A 26,622-nucleotide genomic window follows, 5' to 3' on the forward strand; every position below is an offset into this window, starting at 1 on the left:
CCATGTTCAAATATATTGGCGACATCGTTAAGGGTACCGGTACCCAGTTGCGAAGCCTGGTGATGGTGTTCGGTCACGGCTTCCGCAAACGCGACACCCTGCAATACCCAGAAGAAGCGGTGTACCTGCCGCCGCGCTATCGCGGCCGCATCGTGCTGACCCGCGACCCCGATGGCGAAGAGCGTTGCGTGGCCTGCAACCTGTGCGCCGTGGCGTGCCCGGTGGGTTGCATCTCCCTGCAGAAAGCTGAAACCGAAGACGGTCGCTGGTACCCGGACTTCTTCCGCATCAACTTCTCGCGCTGCATTTTCTGCGGCCTCTGCGAGGAAGCTTGCCCGACCACCGCGATCCAGCTCACACCGGATTTCGAGATGGCCGAGTTCAAACGTCAGGACCTGGTGTACGAGAAAGAAGATCTTTTGATCTCTGGTCCCGGTAAAAACCCTGATTACAACTTCTATCGTGTTGCAGGTATGGCCGTTGCCGGTAAGCCGAAAGGCGCCGCACAAAACGAAGCCGAGCCGATCAACGTGAAGAGCTTGCTGCCTTAAGGAAGAAAGATGGAATTCGCTTTCTATTTCGCATCGGGTATCGCGGTTGTGTCCACGCTTCGCGTGATCACCAACACCAACCCCGTGCACGCCCTGCTCTACCTGATCATTTCGCTGATCGCCGTGGCCATGACCTTCTTCAGCCTCGGCGCGCCGTTCGCCGGTGTGCTGGAAGTGATCGCCTACGCCGGCGCCATCATGGTGCTGTTCGTGTTTGTGGTGATGATGCTCAACCTCGGGCCGGCCTCGGTCGCCCAGGAACGCGTCTGGCTCAAGCCCGGCATCTGGCTCGGCCCGGTTGTCCTCGCAGCGCTGCTGCTGGGTGAACTGCTGTATGTGCTGTTCGCTCACCAGAGCGGCCAGGCCATCGGCCATACCACCGTGGACGCGAAAGCCGTGGGCATCAGCCTGTTCGGCCCGTACCTGCTGGTGGTCGAACTGGCTTCGATGCTGCTGCTCGCCGCAGCCATCACCGCCTTCCACTTGGGCCGCAACGAAGCCAAGGAGCAATGACGATGCCTGCTATCCCTTTGGAGCATGGTCTGGCGGTCGCCGGCATCCTGTTCTGCCTTGGCCTGGTCGGCCTGATGGTTCGCCGTAACATTCTGTTCGTGTTGATGAGCCTGGAAATCATGATGAACGCTGCGGCACTGGCGTTCATCGTTGCAGGTGCACGTTGGGGCCAGCCGGATGGACAAGTCATGTTCATCCTGGTGATCAGCCTGGCAGCCGCCGAGGCCAGTATCGGCCTGGCGATCCTGCTGCAACTGTATCGTCGCTTCCACACGCTTGATATCGACGCTGCCAGTGAGATGCGCGGATGAACATGATCTTTCTGACTTTCGTATTTCCCCTGATCGGTTTCCTGCTGCTGTCGTTCTCTCGCGGACGCTGGTCGGAAAACCTTTCGGCCCTGATCGGTGTGGGCTCCATTGGCCTGTCGGCCATCGTTGCCGCCTACGTCATCTGGCAATTCAACGTGGCGCCGCCGGAAGGTGGTCACTACACCCTGGTGCTGTGGCAGTGGATGTCGGTGGAGGGCTTCAAGCCCAACTTCGCCCTCTACGTCGACGGCCTGTCGATCACCATGCTTGGCGTGGTGGTGGGCGTGGGCTTCCTGATCCACCTGTTCGCGTCCTGGTACATGCGCGGTGAAGCGGGCTACTCGCGCTTCTTCTCGTACACCAACCTGTTTATCGCCAGCATGCTGTTCCTGGTGCTCGGCGATAACCTGTTGTTCCTGTACTTCGGCTGGGAGGGCGTGGGCCTTTGCTCGTACCTGTTGATCGGTTTCTACTACAGCAACCGCAACAACGGTAACGCGGCACTCAAGGCATTTATCGTCACCCGCATCGGCGACGTGTTCATGGCCATCGGCCTGTTCATCCTGTTCCAACAGGTGGGCACGCTGAACATCCAGGAACTGCTGGTGCTGGCACCGCAGAAATTCCAGGTCGGCGACTTCTGGATCACCCTGGCGACCCTGATGCTGCTGGGCGGCGCCGTGGGTAAATCCGCGCAACTGCCGCTGCAGACCTGGCTGGCGGATGCGATGGCCGGTCCTACCCCGGTGTCGGCACTGATCCACGCCGCAACCATGGTGACCGCCGGTGTCTACCTGATCGCCCGTACCCACGGCCTGTTCACCCTGGCGCCGGACATCCTGCACCTGGTGGGCATCGTCGGCGGCGTGACCCTGGTACTGGCCGGCTTCGCCGCGCTGGTGCAGACCGACATCAAGCGGATCCTCGCCTACTCGACCATGAGCCAGATCGGCTACATGTTCCTGGCCCTGGGCGTCGGCGCCTGGGACGCGGCGATCTTCCACCTGATGACCCACGCCTTCTTCAAGGCCCTGCTGTTCCTGGCCTCCGGTGCGGTGATCGTGGCCTGCCACCACGAGCAGAACATCTTCAAGATGGGCGGCCTGTGGAAGAAACTGCCACTGGCCTACGCCAGCTTCATCGTCGGTGGTGCCGCCCTGGCCGCCCTGCCGCTGGTGACTGCCGGTTTCTACTCCAAGGACGAAATCCTCTGGGAAGCCTTTGCCAGCGGTAACCAGAACCTGCTGTACGCAGGCCTGGTGGGTGCGTTCATGACCTCGCTGTACACCTTCCGCCTGATCTTCATCACCTTCCACGGTGAAGCCAAGACCGAAGCCCACGCAGGCCATGGCATCTCCCACTGGTTGCCACTGTCGGTGCTGATCATCCTGTCGACCTTCATCGGCGCGCTGATCACCCCGCCACTGGCCGGTGTACTGCCGGAAAGCGCCGGCCATGCCGGCGGCGCCGCCAAGCACAGCCTGGAAATCGCCTCGGGCGCCATTGCCATCGCCGGTATCCTGCTGGCAGCCCTGCTGTTCCTCGGCAAGCGTCGCTTCGTGACCGCCGTGGCCAACAGTGGCATCGGCCGTTTCCTCTCGGCCTGGTGGTTCGCCGCCTGGGGCTTCGACTGGCTCTACGACAAACTGTTCGTCAAGCCCTACCTGGCCATCAGTCATGTACTGCGTAAAGACCCGCTCGACCAGACCATCGGTTTGATCCCGCGCGCGGCCAAAGGCGGTCACACCGCCCTGAGCCGTACCGAGACCGGCCAGTTGCGTTGGTATGCGGCTTCCATGGCGGCCGGTGCCGTGCTGGTGATCGGCGCCATCGTTGTGGTAGCGGTCTGATATGAACTTTGCGAACTTGCGAAAGGAAACGAGCCCGTCATGATTCTGCCCTGGCTAATCCTGATCCCCTTTATCGGCGGCCTGCTCTGCTGGATGGGTGAACGCTTCGGCGCCACCCTCCCCCGCTGGATTGCGTTGCTGACCATGTCCCTGGAACTCGCACTCGGCCTCTGGCTGTGGGCCCATGGCGACTATTCATTCGCTCCGGCACCGGGTGTCGATCCGACGTTCGCGCTTGAATTCAAGCACGTGTGGATCCAGCGCTTCGGCATCAACGTGCACCTGGCCCTCGACGGCCTGTCGCTGTTGATGATCCTGCTGACCGGCCTGCTGGGTATCCTCTCGGTACTCTGCTCCTGGAAAGAGATCCAGCGTCATGTGGGCTTCTTCCACCTGAACCTGATGTGGATCCTGGGCGGTGTCGTCGGCGTGTTCCTCGCCCTCGACCTGTTCATGTTCTTCTTCTTCTGGGAAATGATGCTGGTGCCGATGTACTTCCTCATCGCGCTCTGGGGTCACAGTTCTTCGGACGGCAAGAAAACCCGGATCTACGCGGCGACCAAGTTCTTCATCTTCACCCAGGCTTCCGGCCTGATCATGTTGGTGGCGATCCTGGGCCTGGTACTGGTCAACTTCAACTCGACTGGCGTGATTACCTTCAACTACGCCGACCTGTTGAAAACCAAGATGTCCCTGACCACCGAGTACATCCTCATGCTGGGCTTCTTCATCGCCTTCGCGGTGAAGCTGCCGGTGGTGCCGTTCCACTCCTGGCTGCCTGACGCTCACGCCCAGGCGCCGACCGCCGGCTCCGTGGACCTGGCCGGTATCCTGCTGAAGACGGCGGCCTACGGCCTGCTGCGTTTCGCCCTGCCGCTGTTCCCGAATGCCTCGGCCGAGTTCGCGCCGATCGCCATGACCCTCGGTCTGATCGGGATCTTCTACGGTGCGTTCCTGGCGTTCGCGCAAACCGACATCAAGCGTCTGATTGCCTTCTCGTCCGTTTCCCACATGGGCTTCGTACTGATCGGCATCTACTCCGGCAGCCAGCTGGCGTTGCAAGGCGCCGTGATCCAGATGCTGGCCCACGGTGTTTCGGCCGCGGCACTGTTTATCCTGAGCGGCCAGTTGTACGAGCGCCTGCATACCCGTGACATGCGCGAGATGGGCGGCGTGTGGTCGCGCATTGCGTACTTGCCAGCGATCAGCCTGTTCTTCGCCGCCGCGTCCCTGGGCTTGCCGGGTACCGGTAACTTCATCGGCGAGTTCCTGATCCTGATGGGTGCCTTCGTGCAAACGCCGTGGATCAGCGCCATTGCTACGTCCGGCCTGGTATTCGGTTCGGTCTACTCGCTGATCATGATCCACCGCGCCTACTTCGGCCCGGCCAAGTCCGACACCGTCCTCAAGGGGATGGATGCTCGCGAACTGATCATGGTGCTCGGCCTTGCGGTATTGCTGATCTACATCGGCGTGTACCCGCAACCGTTCCTGGACACTTCTGCCGCGACGATGCATGGCGTGCAGCAGTGGTTCGGCACCGCCTTCTCTCAACTCGCTTCGGCCCGGTAAGAGCGCTATGGAATTCACGATCCAACACTTTATCGCGCTTGCGCCGCTGCTGATCACCAGCCTCACCATCGTGGTGGTGATGCTGGCGATCGCCTGGCGCCGCAATCACTCACAAACGTTCCTGCTGTCCTGCGCCGGTTTGAACCTGGCCTTGCTGTCGATTATCCCGGCACTCAAGGTCGCGCCACTGGCGGTGACCCCGCTGATGATGGTCGATGACTTCGCGCTGCTGTATATCGCGCTGATCCTCGTCGCCACCCTCGCCTGCGTCACCCTCGCCCACGCCTACCTCGGCGAAGGCGGCACCGGCTACCCGGGCAACCGCGAAGAGCTGTACCTGCTGATCCTGCTGGCTGCGGCCGGCGGTATCGTGCTGGTCAGCGCGCAGCACCTGGCCGGCTTGTTCATCGGCCTGGAACTGCTGTCGATCCCGACCTACGGCCTGGTGGCCTACGCCTTCTTCAACAAGCGCTCCCTGGAAGCCGGCATCAAGTACATGGTGCTGTCGGCCGCCGGTTCCGCGTTCCTGTTGTTCGGCATGGCCCTGCTCTACGCCGAAGCCGGCAGCCTGAGCTTCACCGGTATCGGTCACGCCTTGGCCGCCACCAACAGCCCCGCGCCGATTGCTCAACTGGGCCTGGCGATGATGCTGATCGGCCTGGCGTTCAAGCTCTCCCTGGTGCCTTTCCACCTGTGGACCCCGGACGTGTACGAAGGCGCCCCGGCGCCGGTGGCGGCGTTCCTGGCGACCGCGTCCAAGGTCGCTGTGTTTGCGGTGATGGTGCGTCTGTTCCAGATCTCGCCTGCCGCCAACACCGGCGTGCTGAGCCACGTGCTGACCGTGATCGCCATCGCGTCGATCCTGTTCGGTAACCTGCTGGCCCTGACCCAGAACAACCTCAAGCGTCTGCTGGGTTACTCGTCCATCGCCCACTTCGGCTACCTGCTGATCGCCCTGGTGGCGAGCAAAGGCCTGGCCGTGGAAGCCATCGGCGTGTACCTGGTCACCTACGTGATCACCAGCCTCGGCGCGTTCGGCGTGATCACCCTGATGTCCTCGCCTTACAAGGGCCGTGACGCCGACGCCCTGTACGAATACCGCGGCCTGTTCTGGCGCCGTCCGTACCTGACCGCCGTACTCACCGTGATGATGCTGTCCCTGGCCGGTATCCCGCTGACCGCGGGCTTTATCGGCAAGTTCTACATCGTCGCGACCGGTGTCGAAGCCCACGAGTGGTGGCTGGTTGCGTCCCTGGTGCTGGGCAGTGCCATCGGCGTGTTCTACTACCTGCGCGTGATGGTCACCCTGTACCTGATCGAGCCAAACCTGCGCCGTGTGGATGCCGAGTTGCACTGGGAACAGAAAGCCGGTGGCGTGATGCTGCTGGCCATCGCCCTGCTCGCCTTCTTCCTCGGCGTGTACCCACAACCGTTGCTCACCCTGGTGCAGCACGCGGTGCTGGGGGTTTGATCCATTAGCGGTATGTGAACCAACAGAAACGGCGCCCCAGGGCGCCGTTTTTGCGTTCTGGGCTGATCTGCAACAGCCCCCAAAAAAACGCCCCGAATGTTCGGGGCGTTTTACATTGCAACCGCGTCAGAACGCGATACCGACCTTGACCCCGTACTCATCCCGCTTGAGACGAGTGTTATCGGCCACTTCGGAATCACCGTCGAGCTTGTATTCGGTGCGGGTGTAGTAAAGGCCCGCCATCAACGGCAGGTCGCCCTTCTGGTTCATCAGCAGGCTGACTTCCGCATACGGGTTAGTGCGGTCCTTGAGGTCTACGGTGTCGCTGCCCACGCCGTCCACCTTGAGCTTGGTACGACCATCAATGGTGCGACGCGCACCGGCTTCGAAACGCAGCGTCATGTCATCGAACTGATGGTTATAGCCCAGGGCTGCCTTGGCGAACGGCGACTTGTTGGTGAGTTCCATGTCGTAGTCGTTCGAGTCCAGCTCATAGCGGGTCCAGCTGTAACCGCCGCCCACGATCACATCGACGAAGTTGCGCGCATCCAGCGCGGCACGCCAGCCGAGATCCAGGTCGGCCTGGCCTTCCTTGAGTTTGTTATCACTCTTTTTACCGTACTTGGCTTCCACACCTGCCTGGTAGATAAAGCCCGATTCGGCGGTGAGCTTGTTGCCGAAATTGTAGAAAAGGCCGGCTTCGGGCATGTGGTCCTTATCACTTTCACTACCGCCTTCGAGCTTGAAGTCGTTGTAGCTGCCCAGGATCCCAAAGGTAGAAATCGGGTCAGTGGACGGTGCGGCGAACACCACTGCTGGCGCGGCGACCAGCGCCAGCAGTGAGGAATTTTTGAGGAAGCTTCCGAATAGTTTGGACATCGTTTACATCTCCTTGTCTGGTGGGCAAATTATCCAGGAAACGCTTCGAACCCAGATTGGCACCAAAGGTTCGAAAAATTTGCCCCCACCTGGAGGTAAAACGGTTCAGCGATGGCTCTAGGTCAATACTCCTGGCGCACAGCCATTACCAAGCCATCAAGGGTTGAATCAAGCTGAGGGTGACCCGGCACACGAATCCCAAAGGCAGTGCCCAGCACGCCCAGCAGCTCGTCGGCGCTCTGGATCACACGCTTGTCACTCGGCCGATCCAGATAGTGAATCCCATAATGGGCGTTGTTCAAGGTGTGGCGTTCGCCCGCTGCCAGGCGTGCGACTTTCAATTGACCCAGGAACGGCGATCCCGGATGGGTCGAGACGTACCAGTTACCGATTTCATAGTCGATGTCGGCCTGCACTTGCAGGTCGAAGACATACAAGCCACGCCACTCCCCCGCGACCTCGGCCCACAAGGTGTAGCTGCTCTCCTGTTCATTGAGAGTCAGGCGATACGGCTCATGGGCCGTGGCCTGCACGGCTTGCGTGTCCAACTGCAGCGGACTGCTGGGCACCATGCCACCAAAGCCGACGTCGGTGATGTAGCGCACGCTGTCCAGGGTCACCAGGCTCAGGCGGTGGGTGCGCGCCGTACGTGCGTCCGGCGGACCACCCATCACCACCCGCCCGGTAATGCCGCGGGCCTCGAAGCCCAGCTCCTGCAACAGCGCCAGGAACATCTGGTTCAACTCATAGCAATACCCACCCCGCCCATCGAACAGGACTTTCTGCTCGACGCTGGGCAAGTCGATCGGCACCGGCAGGCGCAGCAGGGTCGACAGGCTTTCGAAGGCGAAGGTGCACACATGACGCAGTTGCAAATCCCGCAGGGTCTGCAGGGTGGGCGGTGGCGGCGCATCGTAACCCAGGCGTTGCAGGTACAGGCGGCTGTGGTTCAGGAGGGTCATGGCGCGATCCTTGGGCGCGGGAGCAATGCGTCACTATGCCGCGCAAGCATGCAGATTGTCATTTTGAATGAACCTTTTTAAACCGTTCCCTCTCCATCTATAACAAGACAGGGAGGCAACATGAGTACCGCAAAAATCTACACCATCCACTACCAACTGCACGGTCAACCGAAGTCCTTTGTGGTGCGTGCCGAAGTGATGAACAACGCCGAGGCCTGGCACTGGGCAGCCGTTGACGCTGACATTGCGCATGTCAGTCGTATCGGCCGGGTCGGCCATGAGCAAGTGAAAAAAACCACGCGCCCGTGGGCCGAGAAGTACGGCATTACCGACGTCACCTGGATGCCGCCCAGATAAATAAAAAGCCCCGCTCATTGGCGGGGCTCAGTTCATTTCTTCAAGTCGCCCAACGGATCGTAGGGCGGCTTTTTTTTCGCGTCGTCCTTGGCCTTTTTATCCAGCGGGGCGATGGCCGGACCGATGGGATCAACCTGCGGATCAGCCACATCGGGCGAGTCCGGGTCAAATCCCAGCTCATCCTTGCCGCTGGCGTGTTCGTTGGAGGGCGGTCCATCCGAGCGCTTGTTCATCATGGTCTCCTGTTATAGCGGGCGAGCTTTGTCGTGGAGGTTTTCCAGGTCTTCTTCGACGCGCTCCACATCATCCTGGGCGTCACGCTCTTTCGGGTAATTGGGGCGCAAGGCATCGTTGTCGCGCTCCTCTTCGCCGGGCGTGCGATCGGGGTCCGGGGTACCGGGCGGTGGCTGCTTGTATTCGGGCATGGTGGTTGACCTCAAAGGGACTACACCGCTTTAGAGAAACTGCCCCAGATCATGGTTCAACTTGATTGCCCCACCACTGACCGCCGACCATGAGAAGATGCCTTCCCCCTACCCGCCCTGGAGACCTGGCCCGGATGTTCGAGCTCAAACCCTGCGACCCCGTCACCTACCGCCAGCAGACGCGCCGCAGCACGCTGATCGTGGCCGTGCTGTTCGTGGCCCTGGCCATGCTGCTGTCGAGCCTGGCGGTGATGCTGTTCGGCGAACCCGGCGGTGACAACTTCCGCTTCAATGTCGGCGGCGTATTCGCCGGGGTGTTGATAACGGTCGCCCTGCTGCGCGGCCCATTCCGCACCCAACCGTGGCTGGCACCGGCCGTGTATGGCTGGCAGCTCAAGCGCACCCTGATGCGCGTGACCAACGTGATGCACATCGTCACCGAGCGTGTGCAGGCGAATGATCCGACGGCCATGAAGATCCTGCGCTTCTATCACCTGGGGCTGACGCAGATGCACGCCCTGGACGCCAATTCCAGTGCCCAGGCGCAGTTGGTCGGTGAAATGGACGCGCATAAGAACACGATGCAGGCACTGGGGATCGACACCGAACAAACCCGCTTTGATCCCGCTTGGCTGGAAGGATTGAAACGCACGTAAGTCAGTCTGCTGCCACACGGGTGCGCCAGCAGAACAACGCACTCACCGCAATCGCCGCACCCGCCACGCCAAACACCAGGGGGGCCGAGGCCACCGGCAACAGCAGGCCTGCCAGCAGTGGCCCGAGGCCCGCACCGATGTCACGCCATACCGCATTCGACGCCAGGGCCGACACCCGCAGCGAACCGGGGTTGCGCTCGGCGACCAGGGTGGTCACCAAGGGCAGTTGCAACGCGCGCAGCACCAACACCGCCGCCGCGCCGACAATCACCCAATAGCTGCCGAACGCCGTCAGGGCCAAGGCACTCAGGAACGAAAACAGCAACAACATCGAGGTGGCGCCAAAGCGCTGGGCGGCGTGGCCTCCCAGGGGGCTCAGGAGCATTTCCGAGACATAACGCAGGGCCATCAAGCCACCGGCGATCAGCACCGCATTACCGCCGAGCAGCTTCTGCGCCTGGATCGACAGGCCGAAAATAAACAGTCCGTCCAGCGCCACGCCTTCGATAAACGACCACAGCGCCACGCTGTCGGGCCACTTGAAGCGGCGCCCCGGGGTGCTGTGCAAATCATGCCCGGCGCTGGGCAGGCCGCGCGCCATCCACAGCCCCACCAGGCAACAGCCGGCGAGGATCACAAAGATCGGACGCGGCCCGACCCACAGCGTCAGCCACCCACCGAACGGTAACGCCAGCATCGGCCCCCAGGCGATCAGGGCCCGCGAACGCCCGGCCCGGCGCGCGGCGCCCTCCGGCTCGGAGGTGGCCAATACCTGGGTCGACAGGTTCAACGCCGCGAAACACAGGCCCCACACCAGCCGCAGCCCCAACAACGCGGCAAATCCCGACAGCACCGAATTACCCAGGGCGCACAGCGTTGCGGCCCCGGCGGCGATCATGCAGGTCAGGCGATCACCGTTGCGCGCGTAGAAATTCAGCACATGGCGGTAACCGAAAATCCGCACCAGCCGGTTGGCCGCCAGCAATACACCGGCCTGGGCGAGCGTGATGCCAAAGGCCTGGGACTCCATGGGCAGCAGCAGATAGAGCAACACATCACTGGGCAGGCATAAGGCCAGGGTCAACGCAGCGCGGCGGGAATGGGTATCGGCAGTGCGGAGGGCCAGGCTGGACATAAATCTGAAACATCCCGAAATATTCAGGTCGCCACGGTAGCCCTCCCGCCGCTGGTTTTACAACGGCTTTTTCCCGTAGGGCAGCAAACGCAGGCCACTGGCCACGGCGCCCACCAGCGCAAACACGCAACCCAGCCACAGCGCATACAGCGGGCCATTGCCCAGGGACAGGTGGAAACACAGCGCCACCAACGACGCCCCCAGCGTCTGCCCCAGCAACCGCGAAATCGCCACGATGCCGCTGGCCCCGCCGCTGCGCGCCAACGGCGCACTGGTCATCAAGGCCTTGAGGTTGGGCGACTGGAAGAAGCCGAAACCGGCACCGCACAACGCCATGCGCCAGCCAATATCAAAGGCCGACGCGCCGTGGCCCAAGGTCGCCAACGCGGCCATTCCCACGCTCAACATCAACAGCCCGATACCGCACAGCAGGCCCAGGGACACACGGTCAGCCAGGCGCCCGGCGACCAGGGCCATCACCGCCACGACCGCCGGCCACGGCGTCATCAGGAACCCGGTTTCCACCTGGCTATGCCCCAGCACCGCCTGCAACAGAAAGGGCAGCGACACAAAGGCCAGGCCCTGGGCGCTGAAGGCGCAGATCGCCGTCAGAGAAGACAAGGCAAACACCGGCCGCTTGAACAGATCCAACGCCAGCATCGGCGCCGGGTGACCGGCCTGCCGACGCAGCAGCAACGCGCCACACAGCAGCGCCACCGCAATCAAGCCCAGGGTCAACGCCCCCTGCGCACCATGCACCGCCGTGCCCAGCCCCAGCACCAGCAAGGCGAACAACCCGGCACACAGTGCAGCCGCGAGGCGGTCGAAGGCATGCCCGGCCATCGGCAGGGTCGGCAATGAACGCAGGCCCAGTCCCAGGGCCAACAGCCCCAACGGCACATTGATCAGGTACAGCCAGTGCCAGGTCGCCACCGACAGAATCGCCGACGCCGCCGTGGGCCCCAGGGTAAACGCCAGCCCCACCACCAGCGAGTTATAGCCCAGGCCACGCCCGAGCATTTTTGACGGGTAGATATGCCGCAGCAACGCCGTGTTAACGCTCATGATCGCCGCCGCCCCCAGCCCCTGCACCACACGGGCGGCGGTCAGGGTCACCAGCGAGCCGGCCAGCCCACAAAACAGCGACGAGACGATAAACAGCAGCAACCCGCCGAGATACACACGGCGGTGACCGAGCACATCACTGAGGGACGCAAACGGCAGCACCGTGGCGATAATCGCCAACTGGTAGGCATTGACTACCCAGATCACCGAGGCGGAATCGGTGCCAATCCCTTCGGCCAGGGTCGGCAAGGCCGTATTGACGATGGCCGTGTCGAGGGTCGCCATGCCGATCCCCAGGGAGATCGCGATCACGGCCGGCAGGCGTTTATTGAGGGGCAGCCCATCGGCAACAGAAGACATGAACAATCCGCACAGTGGCAAAGGTGTCTAGATTACGGGCAGCCGGGGATTTTTTCAGTGGGGGATTGCGTGGCTGTCCGAATTTTCATGTTCAGCCACGCGCCACAGGTAAAGGCGATCAGCCTGCCAGTGCACTCAGGTCCAGGCGCCCACCGAGGGTCGGCGGACACCAGTAGTAACCACCGGTCAACGGCGTGCTGATGCGATACAGGCCATCGACAATCCCGTCCTCCAACCCGCTCATGCGGCGCAGTTGGGCTTCGAACGCATCGAAGGAATGGCCGAATGCGAGGAACATCAACCCGGCCTGGCCATTTTCGGCCCAGGGCATGGAGCGGCGCACCACGAAGGCTTCCGGGGTGAAGCTTTCCTGGGCGGTACGTTTGGTGTGGGCGGATTCGGGGGCGTCTTCCAACTCTTCGTTGTCGCCATGGCGGCGGCCGATGATGTGGTCGCGCTCCTGGGCGGGCAACGCGGCGAAGCCATCGAGGTCGTGCTGCCATTGCTGGATCGCGGCGAAGCTGGCGCCGCTGTCGGTCAGGGCGGTCTCAACGGCAGCGTCATCGTGGGGGTTTTCGGTGCCGTCTTCGTAGTCGGTGAGGTCGAAGCCGGTCTTGTAGCGGAAGCCTTCGGTCGACTGCACCAGGCGAAACGCCGGGGCCAGGGCCTTCTCGAAAGCGCGACTGCGCAGCAGCAACTCACCGCGATCGACGCCATGCAGCCACACCCACAGTGCCTGCTGGGTGGACGGGTTGTGCGCGCCCGGCGCGCTCACGGCAGGAAAGCTGCGCAAGCCATCAACTGTTGCACCCAGCGCGTTGACCAGCGGCTCGCCAAATCCGACCACTGCAGCCGAATCGGTCAACTGCACCAGCGCGTCCAGCGCAGCGGGCACGGCTGCCAGGGTGTCCACGGCAAAAAACAGATGGCGTGCCTGCAAAGGCACCGGTGCGGCAAGAATGCCCGGCTGGTACTGACTCATGTGAACTCCTTCAAGAAAGGCGCGCAGTCTACTATCTCGAAGAGCAGGCGACACGTCCCGGTGTGCAGTGCAACGCGCACAAGCCTTGCCATGAAGCCCTGTGTTGGGTGACTCTCTAGTCATGTTTTGCAACTATTTCAGGGGTAGTGCCATGACCACCAGCAACCTGCTCGCCCAGCTGTTTCCCACCAGCGTCGCCGATATTCCCGAGCAATACCGCCTGGCGGCGCCCATCGAACAGCGTGACTACCTGGTGGATGGCCAGTTGCAGGTGTGGAACGGCCCCTTGGCCCAGGTACAGAGCCCGGTGCAATTGGGCGACCGCCGCGTGGTGATCGGCAGCACGCCGTTGCTGGACGCCGACACCGCCCTTACCGCCCTCGATGCCGCCGTGCGCGCTTATGACCGCGGCCAGGGTGAATGGCCGACGATGCGCGTGGTGGAGCGTATCCAGCACGTCGAGGCGTTTTTGCGACGTATGCGCGAACAGCGCGACGCAGTGGTCACGCTGCTGATGTGGGAGATCGGCAAGAACCTCAAGGACTCGCAGAAAGAATTCGACCGCACCTGCGACTACATCACCGACACCATCAATGCCCTCAAGGAACTCGACCGCCGCAGCAGCCGCTTCGAGCTGGAACAGGACACCCTCGGGCAGATCCGCCGCGTGCCCCTGGGCGTGGCGCTGTGCATGGGCCCCTACAACTACCCGCTCAACGAGACGTTTACCACGCTGATCCCGGCGCTGATCATGGGCAATACCGTGGTGTTCAAGCCGGCCAAACTCGGTGTGCTGCTGATCCGTCCGTTGCTGGAAGCCTTCCGCGACAGCTTCCCGGCCGGGGTGATCAACGTGATCTACGGCAGCGGCCGCGAAACCGTCAGTGCGTTGATGGCCAGCGGCAAGATCGACATCTTTGCCTTTATCGGCACCAACAAGGCCGCCAGTGACTTGAAAAAACTGCACCCCAAGCCGCACCGCTTGCGTGCGGCCCTGGGCCTGGATGCGAAAAACCCCGGCATCGTGCTGCCGGAGGTGGACCTGGACAACGCCGTCAGCGAGGCCGTCACCGGTTCGCTGTCCTTCAACGGCCAGCGTTGCACCGCGCTGAAAATCCTGTTTGTGCATGAAGACGTGGTCGACAGCTTCATCGAGAAATTCAACCGCAAGCTGGAGACCCTCAAGCCCGGCATGCCGTGGGAAGACGGGGTTTCACTGACACCGCTGCCGGAAGTCGGCAAGGTGGATTACCTCAACGACCTGGTGGCCGATGCCCAACAACACGGCGCCCAGGTGGTGAATGCCAATGGCGGCGTCAGCCGTGGTTCGTTCTTCTACCCGGCGGTGCTGTACCCGGTGACCCCGCAGATGCGCGTGTACCACGAGGAACAATTCGGCCCGGTGGTGCCCATCGTGCCCTACCGTGATCTGGAAACGGTGATCGAGTACGTACTCGACTCGGACTTCGGCCAGCAATTGAGTATTTTCGGCACCAACGCCGTGGCAGTCGGACGCCTGGTGGACACCTTCGCCAACCAGGTCGGCCGCATCAATATCAACGCCCAGTGCCAGCGCGGCCCGGACACCTTCCCGTTCAACGGGCGCAAGAACTCGGCCGAGGGCACGCTGTCGGTACATGACGCGCTGCGCGTATTTTCGATCCGCACCCTGGTGGCGACCAAATTCCAGGAGAGCAACAAGGCGCTGGTCAGCGACATCCTGCGCAACCGTGACTCAAGCTTCCTGACCACCGACTATATCTTCTAAGCACAATGCCGATCTCAAGGTGGGAGGGGACCGCCCCCCTCCCACATTTGGATTGTGTACATATCCAAAACCGAGGCCACTTTAATTACCGATGAACCTGCCACTCTTCGCCCGGCGCCTGCTGCGCCCATTGCTCGACCCCTACCGCCGCTATCGCCACGCCAAGCTGATCCACGCCGTGCGCGTGTCCATCGGCTTGCTGGCGACGATCCTGCTGACCACCGGTATCAACCTGCCCCATGGTGAATGGGCATCGGTGACCATGCTGGTGGTGATCGGCGGTTTGCAACACCACGGCAATATCGGCAAGAAAGCCGTTGAGCGTGCCTATGGCACGCTGATCGGTGCCAGCGTCGGTCTGCTGCTGGTGGTGCAGGAGGCGTATGTCGGCCAGCCGTTGCTCACCTACCTGCTGATGTCGGTGGTGTGCGGGTTCTTTTCCTATCACGCCATCGGCAAGGGCGGGTACACGGCGCTGTTGTCCGCGATCACAGTGTTTATCGTCGCGGGGCACGGTGACAACCCGTTGTCGGACGGGCTGTGGCGCACCGTGGATATCCTGATCGGCATTGCCTTGGCGTTGGCGTTTTCATTCGCACTGCCGCTGTATGCCGTATATTCCTGGCGCTACAACCTGGCCAGCGCCCTGCGTGACTGCGCCCAGATCTACAGCCGGATCATCAATGGCCAGTCGGTCACCGACGACGAACACCTGAAACTGCTCAACCGCCTGAATGCGGCAATGCTGCAATTGCGCTCGCTGATGCCGTCGGTGTCCAAGGAAGTGCGCATCTCCATGACCGAACTGGACGCGATCCAACGCCACCTGCGCATGTGCATCAGCACCTTGGAGATTCTCGGCAACACCCGCCCGGACCCGCGGGACGAACAGGCGATGGCGCGCATGCAAGTAATGTTGAAAGCCGAGCATCGACAGATTCGCGTGCAGTTGGTGGGGATGGCGCGGGCATTGAAGTCGGGGGTTACGGAACGGCTGGAGCGGCCCAGCACTGTCAGCGGCGGCGAGCCTTCACTGGATGCACCGGTGTACAGCGCATTGGATGGGTATCGGTTGTTGACGGTGCAACTGGCGGCGAATGTGGATGCGATGCGGGGGCGGTTGGCGAAGAGTGCAAAGCGCTGGAGGATTTGAGTAAAGTAGCGGTATAAAACATGGCAGACTCAGTAAATCAGTCTGCCATGGTTCTCTCGTACTTTTTAAACTCTAGTCACCACTATGTTATCTAGATAAAAGTCGTTACCGCCTGATGCCCCAGTACCTCCACCTGAATTTTGATAATTGTAAATTACTACCGTGGTCAACCCACTTTGCGGCACTCTGAAGTTTGCACTTTGCGTCTTCCATGTGAAATCTCTCGGCACTATATACGCTGGCAAAATAACCTGACCACCCGCAGTACGTATCTCTATCGATGGAGCAACGTTATTTGCTTGTGGGCTGGAGTTCGCGACATCATAGGAAAAGCGATAAGTATGAGCACTGTTAAAGTTAAACGCTTGACTGAGCACCACACCTGCGTTTGAAGGATATGGAGTATCAAAAAATATACTTCCATTGAATACTCTCCCGCTAACACCAGCAGCACCGATCGCCCAGGCTCCTGTCGTCCCATTCTGGAAGTCAGTAATGGAGTTTTGCCATGAGTCAACAACAGTGTAAGTCGTCGTCGGGAAAGTAATCACATCGCCAGGGCTCACGCTGCCATTGAGCGTCACCTGGCTCCTCACCTGGATCTGCTGGTTATTGGGCACGGACTCCAGCCAACTGCGCACCACCGTTTTATTCGTCAACCCGTACGCCGCTTCGGTATCCGTGATCTCCACGCCATTGAGCACATACAGGTCGGCGACTCCCGCACTGCTGCAGATAATCCACACCCGTTGCCTGCCAGCAATAAAAGGCCATCTCCCCAGGGCTGCCCATGCATTGCCGGCAAACGTGTTCAGGTCCAGCGTCCCGCCGTTAGGTATGTTATGAATGACCGCCCGAGGCAGGTTCGCCGCGGGGATCGGCGTCACCGTCACCGTTACCGTTCCGGAAGGCTTGGTCTCACTGCCACGGGTCACTTCATACCTGAGCGTAAATATTCGGTTGCCGTTACCGATATTGGCAGCGATGGCGCTCGCCGGAATCGGGAAATCAACGCTGCCGCTCGTGCTGCCGCCCTTGGCTGGGAGGACGGGAGAACCTGCGGCGCCGTTGCCGAGCATGATGACTCGGATGTTATCGGTGGTGAGCATACCGGTGTAGCTCACCCGGACCGTGCCCCCATTCAAGGCGCTCAATGGGGCCAGGGTTACCGAGGCTCCACTGCTTGAAGCCTGGAGCAGCACGGGCAGGCGCAGGTCTCCGAGTGCCGAGCGCACGATGTAGGTGGACGTGGGGAATTCCTGGGCAGTGGCCTCGACAGCGCTGCCGTCAAAACTCACGTTGCACGTGACAGTGATCTGCCGGTTATCCGGCAATGCCGCCAGCCAACTGCGCAGTACCGCCTTGTTCACCAGGCCGTTCGCCGCTTCCGACGAAGTGATCGCCACCCCGTCAAGCACCGGCAAATCATCTACGCCGACGCTGCTGCACCTCAACCACACCCGTTGTCCCTGAGCACTCAACCGCCACTTGGCCAACGACGCCGTCGCGTTGCCAGTAAAGGTATTGAGGTCGAGTGTGCCGTTATGGGCGATGCCGTTGATCAGCGGTCTGGGCAAGTCCGACTCGCGCAGGGTTTGAACGGTCAGGGTCTGGACAAAGGAATCTACCTCGTCACCGTTAATAACGGCGATATAGCGCAAGGTGATTGTTTTACCCACGCTGTCGGCCAGGATCTTCTGGCTGATGGCGAAGTCGACGCGACCGCCATCCAGGCCATCCTTGGCGGCAATAGTGGCCATGCTGCCGTCGGGGTAGATCCACTGCAAATGAATCCGGTGCGTGCCATTCATCCCGTCGTAAGCCACCGTCACCGAAGCGGTGTTCTCGTAATCCAGCGGGTAAATACTCAGGGTCGGGGCAACCCGGTTGGCGAACGCCGGGGCCGGTAACGTCGAGGGAATGGCCTGCACGATGTGCTCGCGTACGCCAAACAGCACCGCCTGATCCAGGCTGAAACTTTCAGACAGGGTGACCCAGAAGCGGATGGTCAGCCGCGAGCCGTCCCTGAGCCGGCGCAGTTTATCCACCGGCGCAGGGGGGGAGATGCCGTTGACGACACCGGTCTCGGTCACCAGATTGGCCGTGTAGGTGTTCTCGATAAACGGCGTGCCATCGTCAAACGTGCCCTCGTAGCGCATCCACATGCGCTGGTTGGCCGCGATGAAATTCCACACTGAAATACGCGTACGCGTCGCGTCGGTGAGCAGGGACAGTTGCAGCACCATGCTGTCGCCGATCCCGTCCAGGGTCGGTGTGGGCAACCCGGTCAGCGGCAGCAATTCCAGGCTCAGGACATCTGACTCATAGGGAATGGCACCGCGGAAAAAATGGTACTGCACGCTGATGCGGTTGCCGTCTTCACGAATACCTTTGGCGATAACCTCCCTTGGAATGGGCACGCTCACCTCGTGGGTGGCGGGGTTGCCCTGCACTTCCGTGGCGTAGCTGCCATGGCCGTCCGGGCTGAGCCAGTCGATAAAGATCCGATCGGTGGCGTGCATCGGCCGGAATTTCACCACCACGGTGGCCCCCGACAAGGCCGCCAACGGGTCGAGGCGATCCGGAAAGCGTTGAGCTTCGGCGACTTCCGGACGGTCCAGGACCACCCCCACGCCAACACTGAGGTTCAGCACCTCCGAGCGCAGGATCTGCCGTGGCGGCCCCTTGCGTTCCAGGCTGTAACTGATGCGCAGGCTGCCGTTGAGGTTGAAGTCCAGGATGGTGCGGGTCACCGGGAACGTCAGTGGCACGCCTTCGGTCGCCGCATTGACCAGGATGGTGCCATTGGCCGAGCCGCCCAGGGCCGAGCCGATGCAGCTCCAATGGTATACGTCGCCCTCTCGGGCACCGAGATAGGGCAAGGTCAGCAGTACGGTGGGGCCGACGATGTGGGCGGGGTTGATGTTGTTGCCTTCGGTGCCCTGCAGTTGTGGCGGCGGCAGTTCAGCCACACGTTCGCCCACCTGGGCCCCCACCTCCACCGATTTGCGCGTGTTTTTACCGTCGGTGACCACGTAGTAAAAATAGATGATGCCCCGGCCGTTGAACCGTTGCAGATCCGCCTTGCTCACATGGCGACTGCCACCCTGGGGCCCCGCCAGTTGGGACTCGAAGTAGGTTTCGCCACCGCCGCCGGGGACCCGGTGTTCGATGTACAGGGTCTCGAGCCAGTCCGGGTTATGAGGCTCATAGAACGGCAGGGTGACGTCGATATCGTGGTCGGGGTCAATCAGGCCCAACTCGATCGGGTTGATCGTCACCCCAGGCATCGACACCGGCGTGCCGATCACGGTGACGGTGATGCTGCCGGACTGGCCGACGAAGTCGCCGCCGGCGGTTTTGATCACGAACGAAACCCGGAAGGAACCGCCGACTATTTGCTTGATGATGTCGCCATCAACGGGAACCTCGGTCACGTATACGTTGGTCGCGTTCCTGAAGGGAACGGCAAACTCCCGGGTCGAGCCATCCGCCAGCGTGGCATACAGCGTGACGAACACCTGGTGGGGCGGATTGGGTGCGGGCAACTGGCGGCCCGTGAAACACGAGACTTTAAATACCGCATCGCCCTGGGTATCGATGTCGACCTGCTTGAGGTCGACATCGTCCACCAGGAACACCGGGGCTTCAATCAGGCTGGGGTCCAGCTCGCTGACCAGGAAGTAAGACTTGGAATACTGGTACTTTTCCCCGGAGAAGTTCTCCACCACGTCCTGTACCCGAAAGCGCAGGGTCAGGGTGCCCAACAGCCCGCCCTGGAGGATGATCGCCTCACTGACGAAAATCCGGATCGGCCCGCTGCCCGCCGCCTCGGCCGGGCTGACGATATGCGTGACGATGACGCCATCCCAAGACAACTCGATGCGGTCGTTCTGGCGGATATGTTCATACCGCTCAATCAGGCACCACACGCCAGCACCGGCAATCAATCGGTCGATCGTCGAACCTTCGGGCAGGCCCTCGACCGTCATGACCAGGCCGGTGTGCCAGGCGCTGCCCGGGTCGACGTCGGTGCCGCCGGGGCGAGTGGTCTTGATCAGGAGGGTTTGCAGCGGCGAGGTGCTCTCCTGGAAGGTACCTGCCCGCAATACCCGGCCGTACATCGGCACTTCGCCTTCAGGCACATGCTCCTCTGGCACAAATAGATCGTAACGGGGCAGATCGTCGAGGACGATGTCTGCGGCCACGGCATTGAGCAGGTCATCGAGGTAGAGCGCGTAATAGTCGTACTCCGACCAGAGGCGCCACTTTTCAAAGATGAAATGCGCATAAGGACGCACATGACGAATACCCAGGCCGATGGGGGCGTTTTCAGGGTACAGGGAGGCGTGCAGTGAAATTGACGGGTAGGCGGAATACGGCTCGTCGAGGTTTTCGACCCGCTGGGGGCCTGTCGTCTGCACCGCGGCAGGCGTAAAGGGAACAAGCTCTTGGGAGGGCGCCGGGGTTGGGGTGTCATCCATCGAATGACACTCGCAGGCTGGATCAACGGGTCGGTCGGACATGAAAGAGACTCCTTGCTGGAGGGTGTGCGCGAGTAAAAGGGCGCGTTCAGGCAAGGAAAATCAGACACCCGGTGGGGAGGGGCGTCTAGCTGTCAGAATTGACAGTGGCGACGAGTGGCGAATCACACAGGGAAAAATCGGAGACGGACGCCTGGACAAAACTTCACACGTTCACATTTCTTCTTACATATTTTTCACGTTTTATTTACATCCCGAGACGTAGGGTGAAGCCTCATCCGTTACAAACGTTGTATATCAAGCCCGCCGCCCCAGCGGGCTTTTTTTTGCCTGGGATTTGGGTCAGCGCGAGGCCTTGGCAGCCGGCGCTGCCGCCTGTTCACGAATGGCGCGCTGGGTGTCCAGCACCTTGGCCAGCGCGTTTTCGGCTTCGGGGCTTTGCTGCGGCACACGAATCGCCGCCGAGACCAGGGTGATCAGCTTGGCCATCACCTCGGCATCCGTCGCCGGGCGGCCCAGGCTCATGGAGTTCATCAGCAGGCGCAGTTCGGTACCGGCCATGACCCCGGAAATCGCCTTGAGGGCAAATTGCAGGCGTACCCCCAGTTCATTGCGCGGCAAGTCCGGCAAGGCCAGGGCAAAGGCTTCGAAGAAGCGCTGGAACACCGGCTGGTAATGCACCTTGAGGTATTCCTGGATAAACGGCGAGGTGTCGCTGTACACCCGTCCGAGGAAACGGATGAACGAACGCCCTTCCCCACTCCCCGGGTCGCTGCGTTCCAGGCCCATGGCCGGGGCGAAGAGCACACCGAGCAAGGTGTCGCAGTCGAGGGGACCGTCGGATTCGGCCTCACAGCGCGCCAGCAATTCCAGGCGCTGCTCGTTGAGCGGCTCCAGGCGTTGCATCAGCAGGGTCTTCATCAGGGAGTCCTTGTCCCCGAAGTGGTAGTTCACGGCAGCCAGGTTCACCTGGGCGCGCTCGGTAATCTGCCGCAGCAGCACGGCGTCATAGCCGTATTTGATGAAGAGAGCCTCTGTCGCATCCAGCAATCGAGTCTTGGTAACGTTTGGAGCGCTGAGTTTCTTCGCGACCATAAGGGTTCCACGGCGGAAATATTGTTTTAAAAAATAATTTGATTTTTTATACCGGTGCGGCCGGTCGAAAGCAAGTAGTGACACACCGCCATACTATCCAAAGCCTTTGCCCACGGGGATTTTCAGGCGGGTCAGGCGCCTTTCGGTAGACTCCCGTACCGGTGAGGGAAATTTTTTCAAAGCGTAAAACCGCTCTACATCCACGGCTGGCGGAGCACCGGGAACACGGTTAGTATTCAAACAATATTTTAAAAACAAGAAATAAAACCAGTCCGTGACGCGAACCAGATAGCTCCCGAACTTGTTACAAAGATTTACAAAGGGCGCATGACGGCAGCGTCGAGACTGCAGGCGTAGTCACGATGACAGATACCCCCGCGCACCCAGGCTTGATTTCCCTGCAAGGCATCGGCAAGCGTTATCAGCTCGCCGGGCAGGAACTGATCATTCTCAATGAGGTGTGCCTGTCCATCGAGCGCGGTGACAGCTGCGGCATCCTCGGCGCCTCGGGCTCCGGCAAAAGCACCCTGCTCAATATCCTCGGCCTGCTGGACCTGCCCAATTGCGGCCAGTACCACTTTGCCGGCCACGATATTTTCAGTGCATCCCCGGACGAACTGGCGGCGATCCGCAACCAGCAGATCGGCTTTGTGTTCCAGAGCTTCAACCTGCTGCCGCGCCTCAGCGCCCTGGACAACGTCGCCCTGCCCCTGAGCTATCGCGGTGTGTCGCGGCATGAATCGGTGGCGCAGGCCCTGCGCATGCTCGAACAGGTCGGGCTGGCCGAGCGCGCCCACCATCGCCCCGCCGACCTCTCCGGCGGCCAGCGCCAACGTGTGGCGATTGCCCGGGCATTGGTGGGCAAGCCTTCGGTGATCCTGGCCGACGAGCCCACCGGCAACCTCGACAGCAGCACCGCCCAGGACATCATGGACCTGCTGCTGGCATTGAACCGCGAGCAACAGGTCACGCTGATCATCGTCACCCACGACCCGCATATCGCCGAACGCCTGGAGCGCAAGATCCTGGTGCGCAACGGCGTAGTGCACGAGGCCGGGCGCTTATGAGCCTGCGGGTCGAACAGAGCTTCAGCCAACTGCTGCATGAAGCCTTCGTCAGCCTGCGCACCCTGGGCAAGCGCTCGGTGCTGGCCCTGCTGGGCATCGTCATCGGCAGTTCGTCGGTGGTGGCGCTGATCAATATCGGCCATAACGCGGCGGTGGATGCCGCGATGATTTTCAAGGACATGGGCACCGACACCCTGGTCGCCCAGTTCCCGCCCAAGGGCAGCAGCACGGTCCCCGCGCCCGCGAGGCTCGACCTGGATGCCGTGCGCCAGGCCGTGCCGGGCATTGCCCATATCGGCGCGCTGACCTTGTTCAGCGGGCCCATCGTGTTCCATGGCCGCACCACCAACGCCAACCTCGTCGGCAGCACACCGGACATCCAGGCGGCGATGCGCCTGGTGGTACGGCAGGGGCGCTTCCTGTCGAGCTTCGACGCCAACGAAACCTATGGCGTGATCGGTGACCAGCTGGCCCAGGCACTCGGAGCGCCGGGCGATCCGCTGCAACTGGGCGACCGCGTGCGCATCAACGACTACCTGTTTCTGGTGGTGGGCATTCTGCAGAACCAGCCCAGGGCGATGCTGATGCCGGTACAGGCCAACGAGTCGTTGTTCATTCCCGCCGAAGGCATGCGCCGCATCTATGCCATGCCGCAGATCGGCAATGTGGTTATCCGCGCCGCGCCCGGCCAGGACATGGAACGCATTGCCAGGGAAGCCGCCGGCGCCTTGCAGCCCCAACTCACCGACCACACGGTCGACATCCAGGTGCCCCAGCAAATGATCGACGGCATGACCCGGCAAAGCCGCACCTTCGCCTACCTGCTGCTGGCCCTCGGCGCCATTTCCCTGGTCGGCGGCGGCGTAGGCGTGATGAATGTGATGCTGATGAACGTATCGGAACGCCGTCGCGAGATCGGCATTCGCATGGCCCTGGGCGCTCGACAGCGCGACATCCGCAACCTGTTCCTGCTCGAAGCCGTCACCCTCACCGCCGTCGGCGCGCTGTGCGGGGCGGTACTCGGGATGACCGCCGCATGGCTCTACGCCTGGCTGTCGGGCTGGCTATTCGACCTGGCCGTTGCCGCCCTGCCCCTGGGGGTGGGCAGTACGTTGCTGGTGGGCTTGTTCTTTGGCATCTACCCGGCGGTGTCGGCCTCGCGGTTGCAGCCGGTGGAGGCCTTGCGCGATGAGTAAATGGCTCGGGTTGCTCGTGTTGATCAGCCTGCACGGCATGGCCGCCGAGGTGGTCATCAAGCCGTCGGCCCCCAGCAGCACCCGCAGCGGTTACGACCGGGGCGTGTCCTTGAATGCCCAGGTCACCAGCATGACCCTGGGTGACGCCGTGTACCTGGGCCTGCGCAACAACCCGGCAATCCGCAGCGCCTACCTGCAACGGGTGGCGCAGAAGTTCGACCTGCGCGTCGCCGAAGACGTGTTCAACCCCAAGCTCACCCTTAACAGCTATTACCGCAGCACCCGTGGATCCCAGGACAGTACGCGCAATGCCAACGTGGCGCCGGCCACCAGCTTGCTCAGTGAGTACGGCACCCGCCTGAGCATGGCCTGGACCCAGCAGCTGAACAACGCCGACCGCGCCGGCCGCTACCGCAGCGACGGCCTCGACCTGGCGATCATCCAGCCGTTGATGCGCGGCGCCGGCTGGGACGCCACCACTGCACCGCTGCGCCTGTCGCGCCTGTCGGAGCAGGCCAACCGCCTGAACCTCAAGGCGACCGTGGCGCAGACCATCAGCCAGATCATCGCCACCTACCGCGAACTGCTGCGGGCCCAGGAGCAACTGAGCATCGTACAGGACGCCCTCAAGCGCTCCGGCACCTTGCTGGAGGTGAACAAGGCCTTGATCAGCGCCGGGCGCATGGCCGAATTCGAGATCGTGCAGACCGAAGCCGATATCGCCACCCAGCAACTGGGCGTCGAAGAAGCGCAGAACCAACTGGACACCAACCGCCTGGCCTTGCTGCGCCTGCTGGCCCTGGACCTGTCCACGCCGATTCGCGCCACCGAAGCCCTGGAGGCCAAGCCCATGCAGATCGACAAACGCCAGGCCTTCAACCTGGCGCAGACCCAGCAACCGGAATACCTCGCCGCCCTGCTCGGCAGCCAGCAGGCCGACCTCAACCTGGTGATCGCCAAGGACTCCGGGCGCTGGCAGGTGGACCTGGTGGCCGGCGCAAACCAGATACGCGACGCCTACAATAACGATGCCGGCAGCACCAACAACCGCACTTGGGACAGCTACGCCGGGGTGCAGGTGCAGATCCCCATCGGCGACATCAGTACGCGCCAGGCCGAAGTGCGCGCGCGGGTCAATGTGGAGGACCAGGAGATCCGCATCACCGACGCCCGCCAGGAACTGGAACGCAACGTCAACGACGTGGTACGCGACCTCGGCACCCGCTGGCGCCAGTATGAAATCTCCCAGCGCGCGGTGGAGTTGTCGCGGCGCAAGATCGAGATCGAACGCGAGAAACTCAGCGCCGGGCGCTCCACCAACTTCCAGGTGCTGAGCTTCGAGACCGACCTGCGCAATGCCGAAAACGCGCAGCTCAACGCCCTGATCGCTTATTTGAACGCCCAGACCCAGCTCGACTTGACCCTGGGCATGACGCTGGAAAGTTGGGAAATCGCCCTCAATGACTACTAATCGAAAACGCCTGCTGGGCGTCGCATTGATCCTGCTGCTGGCCGGCGCGGGGCTGGCCCTGCGCAGCCCCGCAGAAGGCCCGGCCGGCGCCACCGAACAATGGCTGGCCGTCAAGCCCGACCCGCTGCTGCACCAGATCGGCCTGGTGGGCAAGATCGAACCCGACACCACCCTCACCCTCACGGCGCCGTTCGACGGTAACGTGCAGGCCAATCTGGTGGAGCAAGGCCAGCGGGTCGAGGCTGGCCAGGTCCTGTTGCGCATGGACCCCGCCACCCTTGAGGTGCAGTTGCGCGACGCCCTCTCCGCCCAGCTCAAGGCCCGCCGCGCCGTGCAAGAGCTGCAGGACTGGGACAGCGGCCCCACCGTCAGCCGTGCGCGCCGTAGCCTGCGCACCGCCGAGATGACCGCCGGCAATACCCAACGCAAACTCACCGAAAGCGAAAACCTGTTCAAGCGCGGCATCATCCCGCGCAATGAGCTGGACGACCTCAAGCAGCAGACCCAGCAACAGCAACTGGACCTCGCCTCCGCCCGCAGTGAACTGCAACAGGCCCTCGACCAGGGCAAGGGCGAATACCGCCAGATCGCCGACATGGAACTGACCAACGCCACGGTGAAATACGAGGCCTTGCGCACCCTGCTCGCAGGCAAGGAGGTGAAGGCGCCGTTCTCCGGCATCGTGGTGCCCGCCCCCGGCAACAACACGCCCCAAGGCGGCGGCAACACCAACGCGCCGATTCAGGCCGGCAGCAAGGTCAGCCAGGGCCAGGTGCTGTTCGGCCTGGCCAATATCGAGCGGCTGAAAATCGTCGCCAAGGTGTCTGAGCTGGACATCAACCAGCTGCACCAAGGCCAGGCGGTGGAAGTGCTGGGCGATGGTTTTGACGGGGAACGGTTGAGCGGCTCGGTGAGCGTGGTCAGCGGCCTGGCGATTGCCAGCGACAGCCAGGGCAGCGCGCAGTTTCCGGTGACGTTGTCGATCCCCAGGCTGACCCCGCAACAGTTGCAGCGGGTGCGCCTGGGGATGAGTGCGCGGTTGACCATCGTCACCTACAACAATGCGCAGGCGATGGTGATTCCGAGCGAGGCGATCCAGGCGGACAGGACGGTGGAGTATCGAGAAGCGATGGACAAGCCGGTGGAGCGGGTGAAGGTGACTACCGGGCAATCGACGCCGCAGGGGGTGGAAGTGTTCGGCCTAAAACCCGGTTTCGTAAAGACCTCAAGATAAATGGAGATCCCCTGTGGGAGGGGTTGCCCGTTCTGTCCCTTAACTGACCGGCATTGGGGCTTGCC

The 26,622-nt window shown here is 62.0% G+C and carries 23 protein-coding genes; 14 read left to right on the top strand and 9 right to left on the bottom strand.

Translation table 11 applies throughout. The features are described from left to right. Positions 1 to 2 precede the first annotated feature (2 nt). The 6 genes from nuoI to nuoN are packed head-to-tail and all read left to right on the top strand — an operon-like array spanning position 3 to position 6,268. Entirely contained in the window at positions 3 to 551 is a 549-nt protein-coding gene (gene nuoI / locus NIBR502773_RS03580; RefSeq protein WP_003174725.1) for an NADH-quinone oxidoreductase subunit NuoI, read from the top strand. A 9-nt stretch (positions 552 to 560) separates the two neighbouring features. Continuing rightward, the gene (nuoJ, locus tag NIBR502773_RS03585; RefSeq protein WP_003174726.1) at positions 561 to 1,064 is read left to right on the top strand and encodes an NADH-quinone oxidoreductase subunit J; all 504 of its coding nucleotides are present in this window, start codon (positions 561 to 563) and stop codon (positions 1,062 to 1,064) included. A 2-nt stretch (positions 1,065 to 1,066) separates the two neighbouring features. Continuing rightward, on the top strand, positions 1,067 to 1,375 hold the full coding sequence (gene nuoK, locus NIBR502773_RS03590) for an NADH-quinone oxidoreductase subunit NuoK (RefSeq protein WP_003174727.1): 309 nt from the start codon (positions 1,067 to 1,069) through the stop codon (positions 1,373 to 1,375). Next, the gene (gene nuoL, locus NIBR502773_RS03595; RefSeq protein ID WP_065927062.1) at positions 1,372 to 3,225 is read left to right on the top strand and encodes an NADH-quinone oxidoreductase subunit L; all 1,854 of its coding nucleotides are present in this window, start codon (positions 1,372 to 1,374) and stop codon (positions 3,223 to 3,225) included. Before nuoK ends, nuoL begins: the two co-directional genes overlap by 4 nt. Before the next feature lie 39 nt (positions 3,226 to 3,264). Then, positions 3,265 to 4,797 carry an NADH-quinone oxidoreductase subunit M gene (nuoM, locus tag NIBR502773_RS03600; RefSeq protein ID WP_017527174.1) on the top strand — a complete coding sequence of 511 codons (1,533 nt, stop codon included), beginning with the start codon at positions 3,265 to 3,267 and terminating at the stop codon, positions 4,795 to 4,797. A gap of 7 nt (positions 4,798 to 4,804) precedes the next feature. Continuing rightward, positions 4,805 to 6,268, top strand: coding sequence for an NADH-quinone oxidoreductase subunit NuoN (gene nuoN, locus NIBR502773_RS03605; protein WP_115488810.1), 1,464 nt, complete (start codon positions 4,805 to 4,807; stop codon positions 6,266 to 6,268). 126 nt (positions 6,269 to 6,394) lie between these two features. Here the strand turns inward: nuoN and NIBR502773_RS03610 are convergent, their stop codons facing one another. Together NIBR502773_RS03610 and NIBR502773_RS03615 are read right to left on the bottom strand one after the other, a co-directional pair. Then, complete coding sequence (locus NIBR502773_RS03610) at positions 6,395 to 7,147, bottom strand: outer membrane beta-barrel protein (protein ID WP_141155379.1); 753 nt, start codon at positions 7,145 to 7,147, stop codon at positions 6,395 to 6,397. 122 nt (positions 7,148 to 7,269) lie between these two features. Next, a complete protein-coding gene (locus NIBR502773_RS03615) occupies positions 7,270 to 8,109 on the bottom strand; it encodes an arylamine N-acetyltransferase (protein WP_141155380.1) in 840 nt (279 codons plus the stop codon). Between the two features lie 120 nt (positions 8,110 to 8,229). Between NIBR502773_RS03615 and NIBR502773_RS03620 the strand changes: the two genes are divergently transcribed. Further along, positions 8,230 to 8,466: a DUF6555 family protein gene (locus NIBR502773_RS03620; protein WP_027606320.1), complete on the top strand. Its 237-nt coding sequence runs from the start codon at positions 8,230 to 8,232 to the stop codon at positions 8,464 to 8,466. Positions 8,467 to 8,498: 32 nt separating this feature from the next. Here NIBR502773_RS03620 and NIBR502773_RS03625 read toward each other — a convergent pair whose 3' ends face one another. Beyond that, positions 8,499 to 8,699: a DUF6021 family protein gene (locus NIBR502773_RS03625; protein ID WP_065940074.1), complete on the bottom strand. Its 201-nt coding sequence runs from the start codon at positions 8,697 to 8,699 to the stop codon at positions 8,499 to 8,501. Between the two features lie 12 nt (positions 8,700 to 8,711). Further along, complete coding sequence (locus NIBR502773_RS03630; RefSeq protein ID WP_141155381.1) at positions 8,712 to 8,891, bottom strand: hypothetical protein; 180 nt, start codon at positions 8,889 to 8,891, stop codon at positions 8,712 to 8,714. A gap of 134 nt (positions 8,892 to 9,025) precedes the next feature. On the opposite strand from NIBR502773_RS03630, the gene NIBR502773_RS03635 reads away from it, so the two are divergent. Further along, a complete protein-coding gene (locus NIBR502773_RS03635; protein ID WP_141155382.1) occupies positions 9,026 to 9,547 on the top strand; it encodes a DUF3087 domain-containing protein in 522 nt (173 codons plus the stop codon). A 1-nt stretch (position 9,548) separates the two neighbouring features. Here NIBR502773_RS03635 and NIBR502773_RS03640 read toward each other — a convergent pair whose 3' ends face one another. The 3 genes from NIBR502773_RS03640 to NIBR502773_RS03650 form a co-directional block, all read right to left on the bottom strand. Beyond that, positions 9,549 to 10,682: an MFS transporter gene (locus NIBR502773_RS03640; protein WP_065940077.1), complete on the bottom strand. Its 1,134-nt coding sequence runs from the start codon at positions 10,680 to 10,682 to the stop codon at positions 9,549 to 9,551. A gap of 57 nt (positions 10,683 to 10,739) precedes the next feature. Beyond that, a complete protein-coding gene (locus NIBR502773_RS03645) occupies positions 10,740 to 12,107 on the bottom strand; it encodes an MFS transporter (RefSeq protein ID WP_141155383.1) in 1,368 nt (455 codons plus the stop codon). Positions 12,108 to 12,225: 118 nt separating this feature from the next. Continuing rightward, positions 12,226 to 13,089, bottom strand: a complete 864-nt coding sequence (locus NIBR502773_RS03650; protein ID WP_141155384.1) for a Dyp-type peroxidase — start codon at positions 13,087 to 13,089, stop codon at positions 12,226 to 12,228. A 151-nt stretch (positions 13,090 to 13,240) separates the two neighbouring features. On the opposite strand from NIBR502773_RS03650, the gene NIBR502773_RS03655 reads away from it, so the two are divergent. Continuing rightward, entirely contained in the window at positions 13,241 to 14,857 is a 1,617-nt protein-coding gene (locus NIBR502773_RS03655; RefSeq protein WP_141155385.1) for an NADP-dependent glyceraldehyde-3-phosphate dehydrogenase, read from the top strand. A 91-nt stretch (positions 14,858 to 14,948) separates the two neighbouring features. Next, positions 14,949 to 16,010 carry an FUSC family protein gene (locus NIBR502773_RS03660; RefSeq protein ID WP_141155386.1) on the top strand — a complete coding sequence of 354 codons (1,062 nt, stop codon included), beginning with the start codon at positions 14,949 to 14,951 and terminating at the stop codon, positions 16,008 to 16,010. 65 nt (positions 16,011 to 16,075) lie between these two features. Here the strand turns inward: NIBR502773_RS03660 and NIBR502773_RS03665 are convergent, their stop codons facing one another. Continuing rightward, complete coding sequence (locus NIBR502773_RS03665) at positions 16,076 to 20,536, bottom strand: YncE family protein (RefSeq protein WP_141155387.1); 4,461 nt, start codon at positions 20,534 to 20,536, stop codon at positions 16,076 to 16,078. A 300-nt stretch (positions 20,537 to 20,836) separates the two neighbouring features. After that, positions 20,837 to 21,589 (bottom strand): TetR/AcrR family transcriptional regulator, encoded by a 753-nt coding sequence (locus tag NIBR502773_RS03670; protein WP_115488476.1) that lies wholly within the window; start codon positions 21,587 to 21,589, stop codon positions 20,837 to 20,839. A gap of 362 nt (positions 21,590 to 21,951) precedes the next feature. Between NIBR502773_RS03670 and NIBR502773_RS03675 the strand changes: the two genes are divergently transcribed. Genes NIBR502773_RS03675 through NIBR502773_RS03690 form a run of 4 tightly spaced genes read left to right on the top strand, consistent with a single transcriptional unit; the run spans position 21,952 to position 26,557 of the window. Then, on the top strand, positions 21,952 to 22,656 hold the full coding sequence (locus NIBR502773_RS03675) for an ABC transporter ATP-binding protein (protein WP_141155388.1): 705 nt from the start codon (positions 21,952 to 21,954) through the stop codon (positions 22,654 to 22,656). After that, positions 22,653 to 23,852, top strand: a complete 1,200-nt coding sequence (locus tag NIBR502773_RS03680; RefSeq protein WP_115488477.1) for an ABC transporter permease — start codon at positions 22,653 to 22,655, stop codon at positions 23,850 to 23,852. Before NIBR502773_RS03675 ends, NIBR502773_RS03680 begins: the two co-directional genes overlap by 4 nt. Next, positions 23,845 to 25,323: a TolC family protein gene (locus tag NIBR502773_RS03685; protein ID WP_115488478.1), complete on the top strand. Its 1,479-nt coding sequence runs from the start codon at positions 23,845 to 23,847 to the stop codon at positions 25,321 to 25,323. The genes NIBR502773_RS03680 and NIBR502773_RS03685 overlap by 8 nt, the downstream gene beginning before the upstream one ends. After that, on the top strand, positions 25,313 to 26,557 hold the full coding sequence (locus NIBR502773_RS03690) for an efflux RND transporter periplasmic adaptor subunit (protein WP_141155389.1): 1,245 nt from the start codon (positions 25,313 to 25,315) through the stop codon (positions 26,555 to 26,557). The genes NIBR502773_RS03685 and NIBR502773_RS03690 overlap by 11 nt, the downstream gene beginning before the upstream one ends. The last annotated feature ends 65 nt before the right edge of the window (positions 26,558 to 26,622 follow it).

It is taken from the genome of Pseudomonas sp. NIBRBAC000502773 (assembly GCF_006517195.1).
Lineage (GTDB): Bacteria > Pseudomonadota > Gammaproteobacteria > Pseudomonadales > Pseudomonadaceae > Aquipseudomonas > Aquipseudomonas marginalis.